An 18152-nucleotide genomic window follows, 5' to 3' on the forward strand; every position below is an offset into this window, starting at 1 on the left:
CCAGCCGATGTATGGAGTAGCAATGCCTGAAGTCATTTTCAACGGACCCGCCGGACGCCTCGAGGGCCGCTACCAGCCGGGCAAGGAAAAGAACGCGCCGATCGCGATCATCCTGCATCCGCATCCGCAGTTCGGCGGCACCATGAACAACCAGATCGTCTACCAGCTGTTCTACATGTTCCAGCAGCGCGGCTTCACCACGCTGCGCTTCAACTTCCGCTCGATCGGCCGCAGCCAGGGCGAATTCGACCACGGCGCGGGCGAACTCTCGGATGCCGCCGGCGCGCTCGACTGGGTGCAGAGCCTGCATCCGGATTCGAAAAGCTGCTGGGTCGCGGGCTATTCCTTCGGCGCCTGGATCGGCATGCAACTTCTGATGCGCCGTCCGGAGATCGAGGGCTTCTTCTCGATCGCGCCGCAGCCCAACACCTATGACTTCTCCTTCCTTGCTCCCTGCCCCTCCTCGGGCCTGATCATCCACGGCGACGCCGACCGCGTGGCCCCGGAAAAGGACGTCAACGGGCTGGTCGAGAAGCTCAAGCTGCAAAAGGGCATTTTGATCACCCAGAAGACCGTGCCCGGCGCCAATCATTTCTTCACCGGCAAGGTCGACGAGCTGATGGCCGAATGCGAGGATTATCTCGACCGCCGTCTCGCCGGCGAACTGGTCCCGGAAACGGCCGCCAAGCGCCTGCGTTAGACGCAGCCGTCCGAATCGACTGCAACAGGCACGGCAGGGAAACCTGCCGTGTTTTTTTTGTTGCGCGGTCATCGGGGACGCAGGGATCATGCCGTGGGCCGGAACCAGATTGGTGGCCGGAACATGCCCGCTGCCGCGCCGGCCAGCGCCCTGCGCTAGGCCCTGTTTCCGCTCTTGTCGTCGTCCGCATCTTCCGCGGCGTCGTCCCCGTCCGTGTCCCGCTCGTTGAACGCGCCCGGATCGAATTCCGCCGGGTCGTAGCCGTCCTCATGCTCGGGAATGCCGGTCACATGCGTGGTTCCTGTCTCCTCGTTGAAGACAAGCCCATATTTCGCCCGCCCCTCGGCCTTGTAGCGCTGGAACTCATGAAATCCGGCATAAAGGAACATCAGCGCGAATGGCAGCACGAGCAGGATTGCAAGCAACTGGCCGGTCATGGCGGGTGCTCCTTTTGGTGACGCGCGCGGGTGGGACCTGGGCGGCAGATGTACACTCGTGTCAACACACGGGTAGAGCTGGTGTTCCAAACTAATTTAGGCTGCCTCAAAAAGCCGATATCAAGACTGTGCGTGAGCGGGCTGGGCGAATTGCTCCCAAATAAAGCCTAACTCACTCCCTCAAACATCTGAACGACAGCAGCGTATCAGATGCCATACAATTAAAAATAAATAAATTAGTATTATAAATAAATTCTGATGAAAATTAAAAAATTATGGCGTTAAGCCTTCTCCCTACCGAATATGATCGTGTCGACGAGTTGCCGATCATTTCGATTCGAAGGAAATAAAAATTGTTCAGTATAATTATGGCGAGCAATGATTCTTCTTGGAACGTCCCACCGGGTGAGTCTCACTCCGATAGGTTTCCGCTGTCACGCTTCTTAGAATACACGGACCCGTCAATAGCAGCGAGTTTTAAGCCTGTTACGCAAACCAGCCTCGATTATCTCGCTGGGCTTCCCACACTATTCATGAGCGAACTCGAACGCGAGAGCGACGGCAGTGAATTCTTTCGCATTCGGCTCGGTAGTGTTTCGGCCCTCTCTGTAGATAGTGGCGATATCAAATTCACATTTACACTATCACATGATTTCGGAAAGGTTCCCGTTCCCAATCGCGAAAACTTCCGCAGTGCTCTTCGACTGGATGCCTTTGAATTATACCGAACCCACTGGGCGATCAAATCTGTCGATCTGAACACCGTTCTCCCGAACATCGTCCAGCAGCCGCCAAACTTAGACAATACCGCGGTGCCCCAGACGCTACCTGCGCAAGAACAAGAGCCGATCGAGCCCGTCGGCACTTTGCGGGAATTTATGACGCGTGTCCTCGCACTTGAAGAGCGATCCGGCGAAGAGATTTTTTATCGTGGGCACTCGGACTTCAATTACCAACTAGTACCATCATTATTTCGTCGCAATCCGGCTGGCGGCTACAAATACCTCCCGAAGGAGGAAGTTATGGTTCGTGAATTGCTAAGCGTTCAGGACGCTCAATTCTCAAACGACCGTTCGATGTTGGACAGGCTGGTGCGTATGCAGCATTTTGGACTCCCGACCCGCTTGCTCGACGTCAGTTCCAACCCCCTGGTCGCGCTTTATTTCTGTTGCTCCACGTCTAAAAGAGACAGCAATGGAAATGAAATAGAGGGAGAGGTCGTAATTCTCCGCTCACCAAGCCAAGACGTACTTCATTTCGACTCAGACCGCGTGAGCTGCATCACAAACCTATGCCTAATGAAGGAGGAGGAGAAAAACGCCATGGACCTAAATTTAGAGAATACCGTCTTCAACAAGGAGCCGGCTGTTCAAAAACTTCTTCACTTTATCCGGCGTGAAAAGCCATATTTTGAGGGCCGAATTCAGCCAGATGATCTACGTAAGATCGTGTTTGTCCGGGCGCGAAATACACATGAACGGATGGTTTCACAATCAGGCGCCTTTCTACTCTTTGGAAAAGATGCAATTCTCCCCGAAACAGGTCACAGCAACATCAAAGTATCCCGAATTCGCATCAAGAATAAATCGGCGATCCTCACGCAACTCGCGAAGCTAAACATCATGGCCAGCACCATATATCCCGGCATCGAGAAGGCAGCGAATGATATAGCAAAAAAGTACGAACTTGCTTGACCAACTGAAGTACGGGGAGAAACAAAGTACACCAAAGACGTAGCAACCATATTCGTTGCATTGAGGCTTGGTACAAGCAGCAAAAACGGGGCTACTTTAGAGCCCTAAATCTCAACCACTTTGCCGTCATCCAGCGTCACGCGCCGGTCCATCAGGGCGGCGAGGTCGTGGTTGTGGGTGGCGATGACGGCGGAGAGGCCGGACTGGCGCACCAGCGCGTCGAGCGCCTCGAACACGTAGCCCGCGGTTTCGGGGTCGAGATTGCCGGTCGGTTCGTCGGCAAGCAGCACCAGCGGCCCGTTGGCGACCGCCCGCGCGATCGCCACGCGCTGCTGTTCACCGCCCGACAGTTCCGCCGGGCGGTGGTCGGCGCGGTGGCCGATGCGCATGTAGTCGAGCAATTGCGTGGCGCGGTCGCGCGCCTCGGCCTTGGAAAGCCCCATGATCAGCTGCGGCATCATGATGTTCTCGAGCGCGGAGAACTCCGGCAGCAGATGATGGAACTGGTAGACGAAGCCGATCTCGGAGCGGCGGATCGCCGTGCGCCGGTCGTCCGACAGCCGGCTGCAGCTTTCGCCGGCGATGATCACCTCACCCTCGTCGGGGCGTTCGAGCAGGCCCGCCAGATGCAGCAGCGTCGACTTGCCGGTGCCCGAAGGCGCCACCAGCGCCACCGTCTCCCCGGCATTGAGCGCGAAGTCGGCGCCGTCGAGGATCGAGATCTGGTTGTCGCCCTGGACGAAATGACGGCCGACCCCGGCCAGTTCGAGAACCGTGTTCACCTTGCTACCTTCAGCCTCACTCATACCGCAATGCCTGCACCGGATCGAGCCTGGAGGCCCGCCACGACGGGATCAGCGTGGCGATGAAGGACAGCCCCAGCGCCACCACCAGGATCACCACGGTTTCGCCGGAATCCATGTCGGCAGGCAGCTGGCTCAGGAAATAGAGTTCGGGGTTGAACAGCGTCGTCCCCGAAATCCAGGAAAAGAACTGGCGGATGCTCTCGACATTGAGACACACGACAACGCCGAGCAGGAAGCCCGCAAGCGTGCCTGTGACCCCGATCGCAGCCCCTGTCATGAAGAAGATCCGCATCACCGACCCCGAGGTCGCGCCCATGGTCCTCAGGATGGCGATGTCGTGGCCCTTGTCCTTGACCAGCATGATCAGCCCGGAAATGATGTTGAGCGCCGCCACCAGGATGATCAGCGTCAGGATCATGAACATCACGTTGCGCTCGACCTGCAGTGCGGAGAAGAAGGTCTGGTTGCGCTGGCGCCAGTCGGTGATGAAGATCTGCCGCTCCGCCGCCGCCTCGATCTTCGGCCGGATCGCGTCGATCTCGTCGGGCCGGTCGACGAAGATCTCGATCGACTGCACCAGCCCTTCGGCGTTGAAGAACAGCTGCGCTTCCTGCAGCGGCATGTAGATGATCGAGGCGTCGTATTCCGACATGCCGATCTCAAAGATCGCCGAGATCGGATAGGCCTTGATCCGCGGCGTCATGCCGAACGGCGTCACATCGCCTTCGGGCGCCATCAGCGTGATCTTGTCGCCGGCGCTCAGCCCCAGCGACTGCGCCATGCGCGAGCCGATCGCCACCCCCTCGCCGGCAATGAAGCCGACCATGTCGCCCGAACGGATGTTCTCGGACACGATCTTGAGCGATTGCAGGTCCTCGGCGCGGATGCCGCGCACCAGCGCCCCGGTGCCGGCACCGACCACGCCCGACGCGAAGGTCTGGCCTTCGACCAGCGGGATCGCGAGCTTGACGCCGTCGACCGCCTTGAAGCGGCTGGCAAGCGCGTCATAATCGTCGAGCGGCTTGTCGATCGGCTGCACCACGATATGGCCGTTGATGCCGAGGATCCGCGTGATCAGCTCGCCGCGGAACCCGTTCATCACCGCCATGACGATGATCAGCGTGGCCACGCCAAGCGTGATGCCGACGAAGGAGAAGCCGGCGATCACGGAGATGAAGGCCTCCTTGCGCCGCGCCCGGAGATAGCGCCAGGCGATCATCCGCTCGAAGGCCGAAAACGGACGCGCGGTGGGCGCATCCGAAGAGGGTTTCACGGCGGCGTCGGTATCGCTCATGAGGCTGTTCCTTCCGGGCGGACCCTGACTTAACGGGCTTCGGCGAGGCGGTTGATGGCGGCCTCGATCGACAGCGTCTCGCGCTCGCCGGTAGCCCGCACCTTGATCTCGACATTGCCTTCGGCCACCGCGCGCGGACCGGCGATCACCTGCAGCGGCAGGCCGATCAGGTCTGCGGTCGCGAACTTGGCGCCGGCGCGCTCGTCGGTGTCGTCGTAAAGCACGTCGAGCCCGGCATTTTCGAGCGCAGCCTCGATCTTCTCGCAGGCTGCGTCGCAGGCGGTATCGCCCGGCTTCATGTTGATCAGCCCGACATCGAACGGCGCCACGCTTTTCGGCCAGATGATCCCGGCCTCGTCATGCGAGGCCTCGATGATGGCACCCAAGAGCCGCGACGGGCCGATGCCGTAGGAGCCCATCGAGACGAAATGCTGCTTGCCGTCAGGGCCCTGCACATAGGCGTTCATCGGCTCGGAATATTTGGTGCCGAAATGGAAGATGTGGCCGACTTCGATGCCGCGGGCGGAGACGCGCGCCTCCTCGGCAAGTCCGTCCCAGGCCGCGCGCGCCCAGTCTTCCTTTTCCATGATCTCGTCGGTGGCGGCGAACGGCGTGGTCCACTTCTCGACGATGCCGGCAACCGCCGCGTCGTCGTCGTAATTGAGGTCAGCCGGCGGCACCGCGAAGCCTTCGAAGTCGCGGTGGCAGAACACCTGGCTTTCGCCGGTCTCGGCCAGCACGATGAATTCGTGGCTGAGCGAGCCGCCGATCGGGCCGGTGTCGGCGCGCATCGGGATCGATTTCAGGCCGCAGCGCTCGAAGGTTCTCAGATAGGAGACGAACATGCGGTTATAGGCGGCCTTCGAGGCCTCGTAGTCGAGGTCGAAGGAATAAGCGTCCTTCATCAGGAACTCGCGGCCGCGCATCACGCCGAAGCGCGGACGCCGCTCGTCACGGAACTTCCACTGGATGTGGTAGAGGTTGAGCGGCAGGTCCTTGTAGGATTTCACGTAGGAGCGGAAGATGTCGGTGACCATCTCCTCGTTGGTCGGGCCGAACAGCATCGCCCGGTCCTGGCGGTCCTTGATGCGCAGCATCTCGTCGCCATAGTCGTTGTAGCGGCCGCTCTCGATCCACAGGTCGGCGGATTGAACGGTCGGCATCAGGATCTCGATGGCCCCTGCCCTGTTCTGCTCCTCGCGCACGATATCGCAGACCTTGTCGAGCACGCGCTTGCCGAGCGGCAACCAGGAATAGATCCCCGCCGACTGCTGCTTGATCATCCCCGCGCGCGCCATCAGGCGGTGCGAGACGATTTCCGCATCCTTGGGGTTTTCCTTCAAAATGGGCAGAAAATACTTGGACAGGCGCATGGGAGGATCCGGTTCGGCTGTGAGCCTTGAAGGCTGAATCAGGCAAAATGAGGGACGGTGTGACAAGCGTTCATATCCGCTTCGCCCGTCAAAGAAAACCCGTCAGGCACCCGCTTCGGGGGCGACGAAATGACAATGCGCGTTTTGTTTGCGGCTCCGATCACGAACTGTCACAAAATGCGTGACAAGCCGCTTTTATTGGGATAAATAAAGCTCACCAAAGAGGCATTTACCACGGGTTAATGCTCATTTCGCGGTCAAAGTCTTGGGAGGATAGGATCTCAGGCGCGCTTTGCTCGCAGCCCCCGGGAAACCGGGAAACAGATCACGCGACACCTGAACAACAAGGCCAAGTGCCTTGTTTTTTTTTGCTTGTTGTTTGCCCGTTGCTGGCGCCTTCCGCCAAGCCGCAGATACGCCCCGGCCATGCCCCGCCTGTCGGGGGCCGATAACCGGGGCGCAGATCAACCGAACGCGCGGGAAAGCTGTGGCGGATTAGCCGGATTTGCGCGCGCCCTTGCCGAGTTCGCGTTCGGCGCGCACGTCCTTGTCCATCTTCTTCAGGCTCTCGACCACGCCGTCGTCCGGCTTTTGCCTGACCCCAGCCTGGGCCTCGCGCTGGTTGTGCACATTGGCCTGGTCGTCGCCCTGGAGCGCATTGTCGCCCATCTTGTCCTGGGCCAGGTCGGTCTCGGTCAAGCGGTCGGTGGTCTTCAGGTTTCTGGGCATGGTGCACCTCCGTGGATCGTTTGCTGGTGCCACCCCAACGCGGGGCGACAGGCAATGTTCCAAGAGACGCCGACAGTGCTGCCGGCCCGGTCGCGGCTCAGTTTGCGGCCGGCTTGAAGTCCGGCGTGATCGCGATCAGGTCGTCGAGCGTATAGCCGCCCACCACGGTGACCAGCAGATAAAGCCCGAACACCGCGCCGGAAATCAGTGTGGTGCGCCAGAAGATCGGCCAGAAGCGGAAATTCGCCGGCGCGCTGTGCGTGGTGCCGAGAGTGACTTCGCCCTCATCGGCCTGGCTGCGCGCCGAAAACGGCAGCACCGTAAACAGCACCACCCACCAGATGATGAAATAGATGGCAAAGCCGGTGCCAATTCCCATGGTCGCGCTCCTAAAACAGTTTCCAGTCCGGCAGTCTCACCTGGAATTCGCCGGCAAACGACAGGACACCAAGATCAAACGGGTGCGGGGTTCCATCGGACGACGAACCGCCCTAGGCCTGCTCGAGTTCGATCAGGGTGCCGTTGAAATCCTTGGGATGAAGGAACAGCACCGGCTTGCCGTGCGCGCCGGTCTTGGGCTCGCCGTCGCCGAGCACGCGCGCGCCCTGGGTCTTGAGGTGATCGCGCGCCGCCAGGATGTCGTCGACCTCGTAGCAGACATGATGCATGCCGCCAGAGGGGTTCTTGGCAAGGAACGCTGAAATCGGCGACCCTTCACCGAGCGGCTCGAGCAGTTCGATCTTGGTGTTGGGAACGTTCACGAACACCACCGTGACCCCGTGTTCGGGCAGGGCCTGCGGCGCGGTCACATCCGCGCCCAGCATGGTCCGGTACTGCGCCGTCGCGGCGGCGAGATCCGGCACGGCGATGGCGACATGGTTCAGGCGTCCCAGCATGATCGCTTCCCTACACCTTGTTGACGAAAACCGTGACGACCGGCTTCTTGCCCCAGACCTCGTTGGCGGCGGCGCGCACCGAGCGGCGGATCGCCTCGCGCACGCCGTCGATGTCCTTGCGACGGCCGCGCGGAATGCTCTCGACCGCGCCCAGCACGGAATCATAGAGAATGTCTTCCATCTCGTCACCCTCGCCGTCGAAGGCCGGCAGGCCGATGGCGCTGACCACCGGATCGCGCTGGAATTCGAAACGCTGGTCGAGCACCACATTGACGGCGACATGCCCGGCGAACGACAGCTTGCGCCGTTCGGAAATGCCCATCTCGTCGAAATCGCCGAGCAGATTGCCGTCCTTGTAGATGCGGCCATGGGTGACTTCGCCGATCACTTCCGGTTCGCCCGGCGCGAGCCTGAGCATTGAGCCGTTGCGCACCCGCGGCGTGAGCGTGATCCCGGACGCCTGCGCAAGCTCAGCCTGCGCGGTCAGGTGCGCCGCCTCGCCATGCACCGGCACCAGGATCTTCGGCTTGACCCACTCATACATCTGCACCAGCTCGCTGCGGCGCGGGTGGCCGGAGACATGCACCAGCGCGTCGGAATCGGTGACGATCTTGATGCCTTGCTCGATCAGCCCGTTCTTGATCTCGATGATGCCCTTCTCATTGCCCGGAATGGTGCGCGAGGAAAACACCACCGTGTCGCCGGAAGCGAGCGCCACATTGCGCATCTCGTCGCGCGAGAGTTTGGCGAGCGCGGCCCGCGGCTCGCCCTGGCTGCCGGTCAGGATCAGCACCACCTTGTCGCGCGGGATATAGCCATATTCGTCCTCGGCGAGGAATTCGGGAATGCCCTCCATCATGCCAAGATCGGAGGCGACGGCGACCACGCGCTTGATCGAACTGCCCAGCAGCAGCACCTCGCGGCCGGCATCGCGCGCGGCTTCGGCGATCGAGCGGATACGGCCGACATTGGAGGAGAAGGTGGTGATCGCCACCCGGCCCTCGGCCTGCTCGATCACCTCGCGCAGACCCTGGCTCACTTCCTTCTCGGACGGAGAAATGCCGTCGCGCATGGCGTTGGTGGAATCGCACATCATGGCGAGAACGCCCTCCTCGCCCAGGGCGCGGAACCGGTTCTCGTCGGTCAGCGGTCCGAGCGACGGGGTCAGGTCGATCTTCCAGTCGCCGGTATGGACCAGGTTGCCGAGCGGCGTGCGGATTGCCAGCGAGAACGGTTCGGGGATCGAATGGTTGACCGCCACCGGCTCGATTTCGAAGGGCCCGACGGTAAAGCGCTCGCCGGCCTTGAACACCGTCACCGGCACTTCCGCGCGGGTGCGCTCATAGGTGCGCTTGGCCTCCAGCATGCCGGCGGTGAAGGCCGAGGCATAGACCGGCGCCTTGATATGCGGCCAAAGCTGCGCCAGGCCGCCATAGTGGTCCTCATGGGCATGGGTGATGATGATCGCTTTGAGGTGCTTGCCGAGGCTTTTGACATATTCGATGTCCGGCAGCACCAGGTCGACGCCCGGCAGTTCCGGGCCCGGAAAGGTCACCCCGCAATCGACCATGATCCAGTCGCGCTTCTTGGGCGAGCCATAGCCGTAGAGGGCGAGATTCATGCCGATTTCGCCGACGCCGCCAAGCGGCAGGAATACGAGGTCGTGGTCTTTGCTCATCTACGTGTCCCGTCCAAACTGCTGTCATGGCGGCGGCGCGGACTACGAGCCGCGCCACCCCCATGGGAAAATACCGGATGCTGCATGATTTTCGCCGCGGCACGCGCCGGGGCAAAAACCGTGAAGCATCAACCGAAGAAGACGTCGCCCGAGGCGATCATCTGTTTTCTGCCATCCGGCAGGACAAGCACAAGCCGGCCGTCACCATCGATTCCATCGAAGAGACCATGGATCTGCCGGTCTGGCAAATTCACCGTCACCGGCGCGCCGAACCCGAGCGCGCGCTCGATCCAGGCGTCGCGGATGGCGGCAAGCCCCCGCCCCTGGTCCCAGGCATCGAGCACACGCTGCATCGAGCCCACAAGATGGGCAAACACCATCTGCGGAGTCGCGGAACTGCCCTCCTGGGCCAGGCATGTGGCGGGATAGAGCCCGGCCTCGGGCTTGTGGGCGATATTGATGCCGCAGCCGATCACCACGGCGCGGCGTCCGTTTTCGAGACCTTCGGCCTCGATCAGGATGCCCGCGGTCTTCGCGCCGCCGATCAGCAGATCATTGGGCCACTTGATCCGGAGCCGCTCCGGGGCGTCGGGCAACACCGCCGCCACGGCATCATGGACGGCGATGGTGACGGCAAGCGGCAGGCTCGCCATGCCGTCCCAGGGCGCGGGATCGATCAGCAACAGCGAGGCATAGAGATTGCCCGGCTCGGAGACCCAGGTGCGGCCGCGGCGCCCGCGGCCGCCGGTCTGCCGGGACGCCGTGATCCACAGCCGTCCCGGATCGCCCGCCCGGGCGCGTTCCATGCATTCGACATTGGTGGAGGAAACGTCCCCCAGCTCGATATGCCGGAATTCCGGTCCCTTCATGCCGCCCGCCGCGACATCTTAAAAGAATGTCTTTGCGGCGACATCGGCGGCAAGGCCGAGCGGATTGGACACCAGAACGTAAAACAGCACGAACATGCCGGAGACGCCGAAGACCAGCTTGAGCTCGCCGGCCACCGGAACGAAGGATTCCGACGGCTGGTCGAACCACATCACCTTGATGATGCGCAGATAGTAGTAGGCACCGACCACGGAAGCGAGAACACCGATGATGGCCAGCATGTAGAGCTTGGCCTCGATGGCCGCGACGAAGACCATGTACTTGGCGAAGAAGCCTGCCAGCGGCGGAATGCCCGCGAGCGAGAACATCAGGATCGTCAGCATCAGCGCCATGAACGGATTGGTCGACGACAGGCCGGCGAGATCGTCGATGTTCTCGACATTGCCGTCTTCCTTGCGGCGCATCGCCAGTATGCAGGCGAAGCTGCCGAGCGTCATCACCATGTAGATCAGCATGTACAGGATCACGCCGCGCACGCCGGCCTGGCTGCCCGCGGCAAGCCCGACCAGCGCAAAGCCCATATGCGCGATCGAGGAATAGGCCATCAGCCGCTTGATGTTCTTCTGGCCGATCGCGGCGAAGGCGCCGAGCACCATCGAGGCGATCGAGATGAACACGACGATCTGCTGCCAGTCGAGCGTCACCGGCTCGAAGGCGACGATGACGAGGCGGATGAACAGCGCCATGGCGGCGACCTTCGGCGCCGCGGAGAAGAACGCGGTGACCGGCGTAGGCGCACCTTCGTAGACATCGGGCGTCCACATGTGGAACGGCACGGCGGAGATCTTGAAGGCCACGCCCGCCAGCACGAACACCAGCCCGAAGATCAGCCCGAGCGACCGCTCGCCTTCGCTGACCGCAGCGGCAATCTCGTCGAAACCGGTGTAGCCGGTGTAGCCGTAGACCAGCGACATGCCGTAGAGCAGCATGCCCGACGACAGCGCGCCGAGCACGAAATACTTGAGCCCCGCCTCGGTCGAGCGCAGGCTGTCGCGGTTGATGGCGGCCACCACGTAAAGCGCAAGCGACTGCAGCTCGATGCCCATATAGAGCGCGATCATGTCGTTGGCCGAGATCATCAGCATCATGCCGAGCGTCGCCAGCACGATCAGCACCGGGAATTCGAACTTGTCGATCCGTTCGGCCTTGGCATGGCCGACGGTCATCACCATTGCCGTGATCGAGCCGATCAGCGTGAGCACCTTCATGAAACGGGCGAAGGGATCGGACAGGAAGGCGCCATTGAAGGCCTCGCCGTAGCCGGTGACCAGCACCAGCACCAGCCCCGCCATGATCAGCAGTGCCACCGCAAGGCCGTTGACCAGCGTCACCGACTTTTCGCCGGAAAACACGCCCACCATCAAAAGCACCATGGCGCCGATGGCGAGCATCAGTTCAGGTACGGAAAGCTGTAGACTGGAAGTAAGAATTTCTGGCGTCATGGTCCGCAGTCTCCGTAGCTCAGTTGACCGACAGCGCGAGATCGCGCGCTGCCTGCAGCGAAGCCGAGTAATTGTTGATCAGCGCGTCGACCGACGCTGCCGTCACGTCAAAGATCGGCGCCGGGTAGACGCCAAACAGGATTGTCAGCGCGATGAGCGGATACAGGATCGTCTTCTCGCGGGTCGACAGGTCGAGAAGCGCCTTGAGGCTTTCCTTCTCGAGCGCGCCGAACACGACGCGGCGATAGAGCCACAGCGCATAGGCCGCCGACAGGATCACCCCGGTTGCCGCGAACAGCGCCACCCAGGTGTTGACCTGGAACACGCCAGCCATGGTCAGAAACTCGCCGACGAAGCCGGAGGTGCCGGGCAGACCGACATTCGCCATGGTGAAGATCATGAAGGCCACGGCATATTTCGGCATGTTGTTGACGAGACCGCCATAGGCGGAGATCTCGCGGGTGTGCATCCGGTCATAGACCACGCCCACGCACAGGAACAAGGCGCCCGACACAAGCCCGTGGCTGAGCATCTGGAAGATCGCGCCCTGCACGCCCTGCTGGTTGGCGGCAAAGATGCCCATGGTGACGAAGCCCATATGCGCGACCGACGAATAGGCGATCAGCTTCTTGATGTCGTCCTGCACCAGCGCGACCAGCGAGGTGTAGATGATCGCCACCACCGAGAGCGTGAAGATGAACGGTGCGAAATCGGCGGATGCGAGCGGGAACATCGGCAGCGAGAAGCGCAGGAAGCCGTAGCCGCCGAGCTTCAGGAGAATGCCTGCCAGGATCACGGAGCCCGCCGTCGGCGCCTCGACATGCGCGTCGGGCAACCAGGTGTGGACCGGCCACATCGGCATCTTCACCGCAAACGAGGCGAAGAAGGCGAGCCACAGCCAGGTCTGCATGCCGGCCGGGAAATCATGGGCGAGCAGCAGCCGGATGTCGGTGGTGCCGGCATCCCAGTACATCGCCATGATCGCAAGCAGCATCAGCACGGAGCCCGCGAGCGTGTAGAGGAAGAACTTGAAGCTCGCATAGACCCGGCGCTTGCCGCCCCACACGCCGATGATGATGAACATCGGAATGAGGCCCGCCTCGAAGAACACGTAGAACAAGACGATGTCGAGCGCGCAGAACACGCCGATCATCATGGTCTCGAGCACCAGGAAGGCGATCATGTATTCGCGCACGCGGCTTTCGACCGAGTTCCAGCTTGCCAGGATGCACAGCGGCATCAGGAAGGTGGTCAGGATCACGAACAGCATCGAGATGCCGTCCACGCCCATCGCATAGGAGAAGCCGGAACCGGCGAGCTCGATGCTTTCAACCATCTGGAAGCCGGGATCGACGAAGTCGAAATTCGCCCAGATCAGCAGCGACATGATGAAGGTCGCCGTGGTGCCGAGCAGCGCCACCTGGCGGATGTTGCGCCGGCCGATCTCGGTATCGTCCTTGATCGGCAGGAGGAACAGCACGCATACGAGCGGTATGAAGGTGACAACTGACAGAAGGGGCCAATCGGTCATCAGAATGCACTCCCGAGCATCATCCATGTGACAAGCGCTGCAATTCCGATCAGCATCACGAAGGCATAGTGGTAAAGATAGCCGGTCTGGAGCCGGACGACCCAGCCGGTGATGTCCTGGGCCCGGGCGGCAACGCCGTTGGGACCGAAGCCATCGATGATCCGCACGTCACCCTGCTTCCAGAGCAACCTGCCAAGCGCCTTGGCCGGGCGGACGAAGATGAAGTCATAGAGCTCGTCGAAGTACCACTTGTTGAGCAGGAAGCGGTAGAGCATCTGGTGATCCTCCGCGAGCCGCTTCGGGGTCTCCGGCGAACGGATGTAGAAGAACCAGGCGGTGACGAGGCCCAAGAGCATGGCCACGAACGGGCTCAGCTTCACCCACAGCGGCACATGGTGGAACTCTTCCAGGATCTCGTTCTCGGGACCGGTGAACAGCGCGCCCTTCCAGAACTCGGCATAGTGATGGCCGAAGAAATAGCCTTCGAACAGCACGCCTGCGAACAAGGCGCCGACCGCGAGGATGAACAGCGGCACGAGCATCACCATCGGCGATTCATGCACGTGATGCATCACGTCCGACGAGGCACGCGGCTTGCCGTGGAAGGTCATGAAGATCAGCCGCCACGAATAGAAGCTCGTGAACAGCGCCGCGACCACCAGCAGGCCGAACGCCACGCCGCTTGCGGAGTTGTGGGCGACATAGGCGGATTCGATGATAATGTCCTTTGAGAAGAAGCCGGCGGTGCCGATCATCGTTCCGGGAATGCCGACGCCGGTGAGCGCAATCGTGCCGATGATCATCATCCAGTAGGTGAGCGGGATATGCTTGCGCAGCCCACCCATGCGCCGCATGTCCTGTTCGTCGGAGACGGCATGGATCACGGAGCCCGCGCCGAGGAACAGCAGCGCCTTGAAGAAGGCATGCGTGAACAGGTGGAAGACCGCGCCGCCATAGGCGCCGATACCGAGCGCCACGAACATGTAGCCGAGCTGCGAGCAGGTCGAATAGGCGATCACGCGCTTGATGTCGTTCTGCACCAGACCGACGGTCGCGGCGAAGAAGGCCGTGATCGCACCGATCCAGGTGACGAAGGTGAGCGCATCGGGCGAATGCTCGAACACCGGCGACATGCGCGCGACCAGGAACACGCCCGCCGTCACCATGGTGGCGGCATGGATCAGAGCCGACACCGGGGTCGGGCCTTCCATGGCGTCGGGCAGCCAGGTGTGCAGCAGGAACTGCGCCGACTTGCCCATCGCGCCCATGAACAGAAGCAGGCAGACGGCGGTCAGCGCATGCGCCTTGTCGAGTTCCATGCCGAACAGCGTGATCACCGCGCTCCCCGCTTCGCCGCCTTCGGCCGGCAGATAGTCGGCAACGGATGCGAAGATGGTGTCGAACGAGATCGAGCCGAACAGAACGAACAGGCCGAACATGCCGAGCAGGAAGCCGAAGTCGCCGACGCGGTTGACGATGAAGGCCTTCATCGCGGCCGCATTGGCCGACGGCTTCTTGAACCAGAAACCGATCAGCAGGTAGGAGGCGACACCCACGCCTTCCCAGCCGAAGAACATCTGCAACAGGTTGTCGGAGGTCACCAGCATCAGCATGGCGAAGGTGAAGAACGACAGATAGGCGAAGAACCGCGGCCGGTGCGGATCGTGGTGCATGTAGCCGATCGAATAGACATGGACGAGGCAGGACACGGTGTTGACCACGACCAGCATCACCGCGGTCAGCGTGTCGATCCTGAGCGCCCAGTCGGCGGTCATCGAGCCCGAGTCCATCCAGCGCAGCACCTGGATGCGCACCACCTCGCCGTCACCCAAGGCGACGGAGAAGAAAGCCACCCAGGACAGAAGGGCCGCAACGATCAGGAACAGCGTGGTGACGTATTCCGACGCCTTCGCGCCGATGGCACGGCCGCCGAGGCCGGCGATCAGGGCGCCGATGAGAGGAAGAAAGACGATAGCTTGGTACATGGCTGTCTCAGCCCTTCATCATGTTGACGTCTTCCACGGCGATCGAGCCGCGGTTTCGGTAGAAGACGACGAGAATGGCAAGCCCGATCGCCGCTTCCGCTGCGGCGACGGTGAGGATCAACAGCGCGAACACCTGGCCGACGATGTCGTTGAGATGCATCGAGAAGGCCACCATGTTCAGATTGACCGCGAGCAGGATGAGCTCGACCGACATCAGGATCACGATCACGTTCTTGCGGTTCAGGAAGATCCCGAAGATGCCGATCGTGAACAGGATCGCGCTGACCGTCAGGTAGTGGGAGAGTCCGATTTCCATTCTGTTATCCTTCACATCCCTGCGTTCAAATGCCCTGCCCGGGCTTGACCTTGACCACCTTGACGGCGGTTTCCGGGGTCCGGGCGACCTGACGCGAGATGTCTTGCCGCTTGATGTTTTCGCGATGCCTGAGGGTGAGCACGATGGCCCCGATCATGGCGACCAGAAGCACGAGGCCTGCGATCTGGAAATAGAAGATGAAGTCGGTGTAGAGCACGTCGCCCAGCGCCGCGGTGTTGGTGCGCTCGGTCACCGGCGGGATCAGGCTCGCCCCGGTGCCGGCCGCGGCCGGATGAAACGAGTTGCCGGCCAGCACCACGATCAGCTCGACCACCAGGATGATGCCGATCAGCGCGCCGATCGGCGCATATTCGAGCGCGCCGGCCTTCATTTCGGCAAAGTCGACGTCGAGCATCATCACCACGAACAGGAACAGCACCGCGACCGCGCCGATATAGACCACCAGCAGGATCATGGCCAGGAACTCCGCCCCCGTCAGCAGGAACAGCCCCGCCGCGTTGAAGAAGGTCAGGATCAGGAACAAAACGGAATGCACCGGATTGCGCGCCGCGATCACCATGAAGGCGGAAGCCACTGCCACGAAGGCAAACAAATAGAAAAACAGAGCCTGCAGACCCATGATCGGCGCCTTTTCGTCTTTCCCCCGAGCCGCAGGAATGCACATTCCTGACCCGATTGAGGGAAGGTTTGGCCTCGGCCGCCCCTGCCCCCGCGTCTGATGATAAACGGCGCGCCGCGCGCGGGCGCCGTTCCGGTGTCTTACCTGTAGGGCGAATCCATCGCGATGTTGCGCGCGAGTTCGCGTTCCCAGCGGTCGCCATTGGCGAGCAGCCGGTCCTTGTCGTAGTAGAGTTCTTCGCGCGTTTCCGTCGCGAATTCGAAGTTCGGTCCCTCGACGATCGCATCCACCGGGCAGGCTTCCTGGCAGAAGCCGCAATAGATGCATTTCACCATGTCGATGTCGTAGCGCACCGTCCGGCGGGTGCCGTCATTGCGGCGCGGGCCGGCTTCGATGGTGATCGCCTGCGCCGGGCAGATGGCCTCGCAAAGTTTGCAGGCGATGCAGCGTTCCTCACCGTTCGGATAGCGCCGGAGCGCATGTTCGCCACGGAAGCGCGGGCTCACCGGGCCCTTTTCATAAGGATAGTTCACGGTCGCCTTGGGCGCGAAGAAATAGCGCATCGACAGCACGAACGCGCCGACGAATTCCTTCAGGAACAGCGATTTTGCGGCTTGAGCCAGAGCCATGGTCAGTCTCCGCGTCTGGCCGGAACAGCCGGCCGGATGAATGAAGGGATGAAGGTCGCAATCACGCCGCCGTCTCCGTCAGCTTGACCACGAAGGCCACGATCACGAGCATGCCCAGCGAAATCGGCAGGAACACCTTCCAGCCCAGGCGCATCAGCTGGTCGTAGCGGTAGCGCGGCACGAAGGCCTTCACCATGGCGAACATGAAGAACACCATGCAGGCCTTGAGCACGAACCAGATGATGCCCGGGACCCAGTTGAGGAACCACACGTCGAGCGGCGGCAGCCATCCGCCCAGGAACAGGATCGTGGTCAGCGCGCACATCAGCACGATGGCCGCATACTCGCCGAGCATGAACATCATGTAGGGCGTCGAGCCGTATTCGACCATGAAGCCGGCGACCAGTTCCGATTCCGCCTCGGGAAGGTCGAAGGGCGGGCGGTTGGTTTCGGCCAATGCCGAGATAAAGAAGATGATGAACAGCGGGAACAGGGCGAACCAGTGCCAGTCGAGCAGCGAGCCCGGCAGGCCTATGCGGGTGCCGACGCCCGAAGCCTGCGCCATCACGATGTCGGTCAGGTTGAGCGAGCCCACGCAGAGCAGCACCGCGACGATCACGAAGCCGATGGAGACTTCGTAGGAGACCATCTGCGCCGCCGAGCGCAGTGCGCCCAGGAACGGGTATTTCGAGTTCGACGCCCAGCCGCCCATGATGATGGCGTAGACTTCGAGCGAGGAGATCGCCATCACGAACAGGATGCCGACATTGATGTCGGCGATCACCCAGCCGGCATCGAGCGGAATCACCGCCCAGGCCGACAGCGCCAGCGTCACCGCCAACAGCGGCGCGATCAGGAACACGCCCTTGTTGGCGCCCGACGGAATCACCGGCTCCTTGAAGACGAACTTCAGAAGGTCGGCGAAGGACTGGAACAGCCCCCAAGGGCCGACCACGTTGGGACCGCGGCGCAACTGCACGGCGGCCCAGATCTTGCGGTCGGCATAAAGGATATAGGCGATGAAGATCAGCAGCGCCGTCACCAGGAGCAGCGACTGCCCCAGGATGATGGCCGCGGGCCAAACAAATGTTGAGATGAAGCCGTCCATGATACT

Annotated in this window: 18 protein-coding genes; 2 read left to right on the plus strand and 16 right to left on the minus strand. The window is 61.7% G+C overall.

What is annotated here, in order from left to right:
- Positions 1-22: 22 nt before the first annotated feature.
- Entirely contained in the window at positions 23-700 is a 678-nt protein-coding gene (locus tag AWJ14_RS04785) for an alpha/beta hydrolase (protein ID WP_066175645.1), read from the plus strand.
- A gap of 155 nt (positions 701-855) precedes the next feature.
- Here the strand turns inward: AWJ14_RS04785 and AWJ14_RS04790 are convergent, their stop codons facing one another.
- On the minus strand, positions 856-1137 hold the full coding sequence (locus AWJ14_RS04790) for a hypothetical protein (RefSeq protein ID WP_066175648.1): 282 nt from the start codon (positions 1135-1137) through the stop codon (positions 856-858).
- Between the two features lie 533 nt (positions 1138-1670).
- Between AWJ14_RS04790 and AWJ14_RS04795 the strand changes: the two genes are divergently transcribed.
- The gene (locus AWJ14_RS04795) at positions 1671-2831 is read left to right on the plus strand and encodes an FRG domain-containing protein (protein WP_245304132.1); all 1161 of its coding nucleotides are present in this window, start codon (positions 1671-1673) and stop codon (positions 2829-2831) included.
- A 104-nt stretch (positions 2832-2935) separates the two neighbouring features.
- Here AWJ14_RS04795 and AWJ14_RS04800 read toward each other — a convergent pair whose 3' ends face one another.
- The 15 genes from AWJ14_RS04800 to nuoH form a co-directional block, all read right to left on the minus strand.
- The gene (locus tag AWJ14_RS04800) at positions 2936-3637 is read right to left on the minus strand and encodes an ABC transporter ATP-binding protein (protein WP_066175651.1); all 702 of its coding nucleotides are present in this window, start codon (positions 3635-3637) and stop codon (positions 2936-2938) included.
- Positions 3630-4931, minus strand: a complete 1302-nt coding sequence (locus AWJ14_RS04805; RefSeq protein ID WP_066175654.1) for a lipoprotein-releasing ABC transporter permease subunit — start codon at positions 4929-4931, stop codon at positions 3630-3632. Before AWJ14_RS04805 ends, AWJ14_RS04800 begins: the two co-directional genes overlap by 8 nt.
- 29 nt (positions 4932-4960) lie before the next feature.
- Complete coding sequence (proS, locus tag AWJ14_RS04810; protein WP_066175657.1) at positions 4961-6304, minus strand: proline--tRNA ligase; 1344 nt, start codon at positions 6302-6304, stop codon at positions 4961-4963.
- Between the two features lie 495 nt (positions 6305-6799).
- Positions 6800-7033 carry a hypothetical protein gene (locus AWJ14_RS04815; RefSeq protein ID WP_066175660.1) on the minus strand — a complete coding sequence of 78 codons (234 nt, stop codon included), beginning with the start codon at positions 7031-7033 and terminating at the stop codon, positions 6800-6802.
- 97 nt (positions 7034-7130) lie between these two features.
- Positions 7131-7412: a DUF1467 family protein gene (locus AWJ14_RS04820; RefSeq protein ID WP_066175663.1), complete on the minus strand. Its 282-nt coding sequence runs from the start codon at positions 7410-7412 to the stop codon at positions 7131-7133.
- A 112-nt stretch (positions 7413-7524) separates the two neighbouring features.
- Complete coding sequence (gene mce / locus AWJ14_RS04825) at positions 7525-7929, minus strand: methylmalonyl-CoA epimerase (RefSeq protein ID WP_066175666.1); 405 nt, start codon at positions 7927-7929, stop codon at positions 7525-7527.
- Between the two features lie 10 nt (positions 7930-7939).
- On the minus strand, positions 7940-9607 hold the full coding sequence (locus tag AWJ14_RS04830; protein ID WP_066175668.1) for a ribonuclease J: 1668 nt from the start codon (positions 9605-9607) through the stop codon (positions 7940-7942).
- Positions 9608-9735: 128 nt separating this feature from the next.
- The gene (locus tag AWJ14_RS04835) at positions 9736-10476 is read right to left on the minus strand and encodes a biotin--[acetyl-CoA-carboxylase] ligase (protein ID WP_066175670.1); all 741 of its coding nucleotides are present in this window, start codon (positions 10474-10476) and stop codon (positions 9736-9738) included.
- Positions 10477-10494: 18 nt separating this feature from the next.
- Positions 10495-11937 (minus strand): NADH-quinone oxidoreductase subunit NuoN, encoded by a 1443-nt coding sequence (gene nuoN, locus AWJ14_RS04840; protein ID WP_066175673.1) that lies wholly within the window; start codon positions 11935-11937, stop codon positions 10495-10497.
- Between the two features lie 19 nt (positions 11938-11956).
- Positions 11957-13468, minus strand: coding sequence for an NADH-quinone oxidoreductase subunit M (locus AWJ14_RS04845; protein WP_066175674.1), 1512 nt, complete (start codon positions 13466-13468; stop codon positions 11957-11959).
- Complete coding sequence (gene nuoL / locus AWJ14_RS04850; protein ID WP_066175677.1) at positions 13468-15453, minus strand: NADH-quinone oxidoreductase subunit L; 1986 nt, start codon at positions 15451-15453, stop codon at positions 13468-13470. The genes AWJ14_RS04845 and nuoL overlap by 1 nt, the downstream gene beginning before the upstream one ends.
- A 7-nt stretch (positions 15454-15460) precedes the next feature.
- Positions 15461-15769, minus strand: coding sequence for an NADH-quinone oxidoreductase subunit NuoK (gene nuoK, locus AWJ14_RS04855; RefSeq protein ID WP_066175680.1), 309 nt, complete (start codon positions 15767-15769; stop codon positions 15461-15463).
- 25 nt (positions 15770-15794) lie between these two features.
- A complete protein-coding gene (locus AWJ14_RS04860; protein WP_066175685.1) occupies positions 15795-16409 on the minus strand; it encodes an NADH-quinone oxidoreductase subunit J in 615 nt (204 codons plus the stop codon).
- A 140-nt stretch (positions 16410-16549) separates the two neighbouring features.
- A complete protein-coding gene (gene nuoI, locus AWJ14_RS04865; protein ID WP_066175688.1) occupies positions 16550-17038 on the minus strand; it encodes an NADH-quinone oxidoreductase subunit NuoI in 489 nt (162 codons plus the stop codon).
- Positions 17039-17099: 61 nt separating this feature from the next.
- Positions 17100-18146 (minus strand): NADH-quinone oxidoreductase subunit NuoH, encoded by a 1047-nt coding sequence (nuoH, locus tag AWJ14_RS04870; RefSeq protein WP_066175691.1) that lies wholly within the window; start codon positions 18144-18146, stop codon positions 17100-17102.
- Positions 18147-18152 lie beyond the last annotated feature (6 nt).

The sequence above is a fragment of the Parahoeflea olei genome, from assembly GCF_001703635.1.
GTDB classification, from domain to species: Bacteria; Pseudomonadota; Alphaproteobacteria; order Rhizobiales; family Rhizobiaceae; genus Hoeflea; species Hoeflea olei.

Coding starts and splice junctions, on each gene's coding strand:
- AWJ14_RS04785 (WP_066175645.1), top strand. CDS start 23: ATGCCTGAAGTCATTTTCAACGGACCCGCCGGACGCCTCGAGGGCCGC.
- AWJ14_RS04790 (WP_066175648.1), bottom strand. CDS start 1,137: ATGACCGGCCAGTTGCTTGCAATCCTGCTCGTGCTGCCATTCGCGCTG.
- AWJ14_RS04795 (WP_245304132.1), top strand. CDS start 1,671: ATGAGCGAACTCGAACGCGAGAGCGACGGCAGTGAATTCTTTCGCATT.
- AWJ14_RS04800 (WP_066175651.1), bottom strand. CDS start 3,637: ATGAGTGAGGCTGAAGGTAGCAAGGTGAACACGGTTCTCGAACTGGCC.
- AWJ14_RS04805 (WP_066175654.1), bottom strand. CDS start 4,931: ATGAGCGATACCGACGCCGCCGTGAAACCCTCTTCGGATGCGCCCACC.
- proS (WP_066175657.1), bottom strand. CDS start 6,304: ATGCGCCTGTCCAAGTATTTTCTGCCCATTTTGAAGGAAAACCCCAAG.
- AWJ14_RS04815 (WP_066175660.1), bottom strand. CDS start 7,033: ATGCCCAGAAACCTGAAGACCACCGACCGCTTGACCGAGACCGACCTG.
- AWJ14_RS04820 (WP_066175663.1), bottom strand. CDS start 7,412: ATGGGAATTGGCACCGGCTTTGCCATCTATTTCATCATCTGGTGGGTG.
- mce (WP_066175666.1), bottom strand. CDS start 7,929: ATGCTGGGACGCCTGAACCATGTCGCCATCGCCGTGCCGGATCTCGCC.
- AWJ14_RS04830 (WP_066175668.1), bottom strand. CDS start 9,607: ATGAGCAAAGACCACGACCTCGTATTCCTGCCGCTTGGCGGCGTCGGC.
- AWJ14_RS04835 (WP_066175670.1), bottom strand. CDS start 10,476: ATGAAGGGACCGGAATTCCGGCATATCGAGCTGGGGGACGTTTCCTCC.
- nuoN (WP_066175673.1), bottom strand. CDS start 11,937: ATGACGCCAGAAATTCTTACTTCCAGTCTACAGCTTTCCGTACCTGAA.
- AWJ14_RS04845 (WP_066175674.1), bottom strand. CDS start 13,468: ATGACCGATTGGCCCCTTCTGTCAGTTGTCACCTTCATACCGCTCGTA.
- nuoL (WP_066175677.1), bottom strand. CDS start 15,453: ATGTACCAAGCTATCGTCTTTCTTCCTCTCATCGGCGCCCTGATCGCC.
- nuoK (WP_066175680.1), bottom strand. CDS start 15,769: ATGGAAATCGGACTCTCCCACTACCTGACGGTCAGCGCGATCCTGTTC.
- AWJ14_RS04860 (WP_066175685.1), bottom strand. CDS start 16,409: ATGGGTCTGCAGGCTCTGTTTTTCTATTTGTTTGCCTTCGTGGCAGTG.
- nuoI (WP_066175688.1), bottom strand. CDS start 17,038: ATGGCTCTGGCTCAAGCCGCAAAATCGCTGTTCCTGAAGGAATTCGTC.
- nuoH (WP_066175691.1), bottom strand. CDS start 18,146: ATGGACGGCTTCATCTCAACATTTGTTTGGCCCGCGGCCATCATCCTG.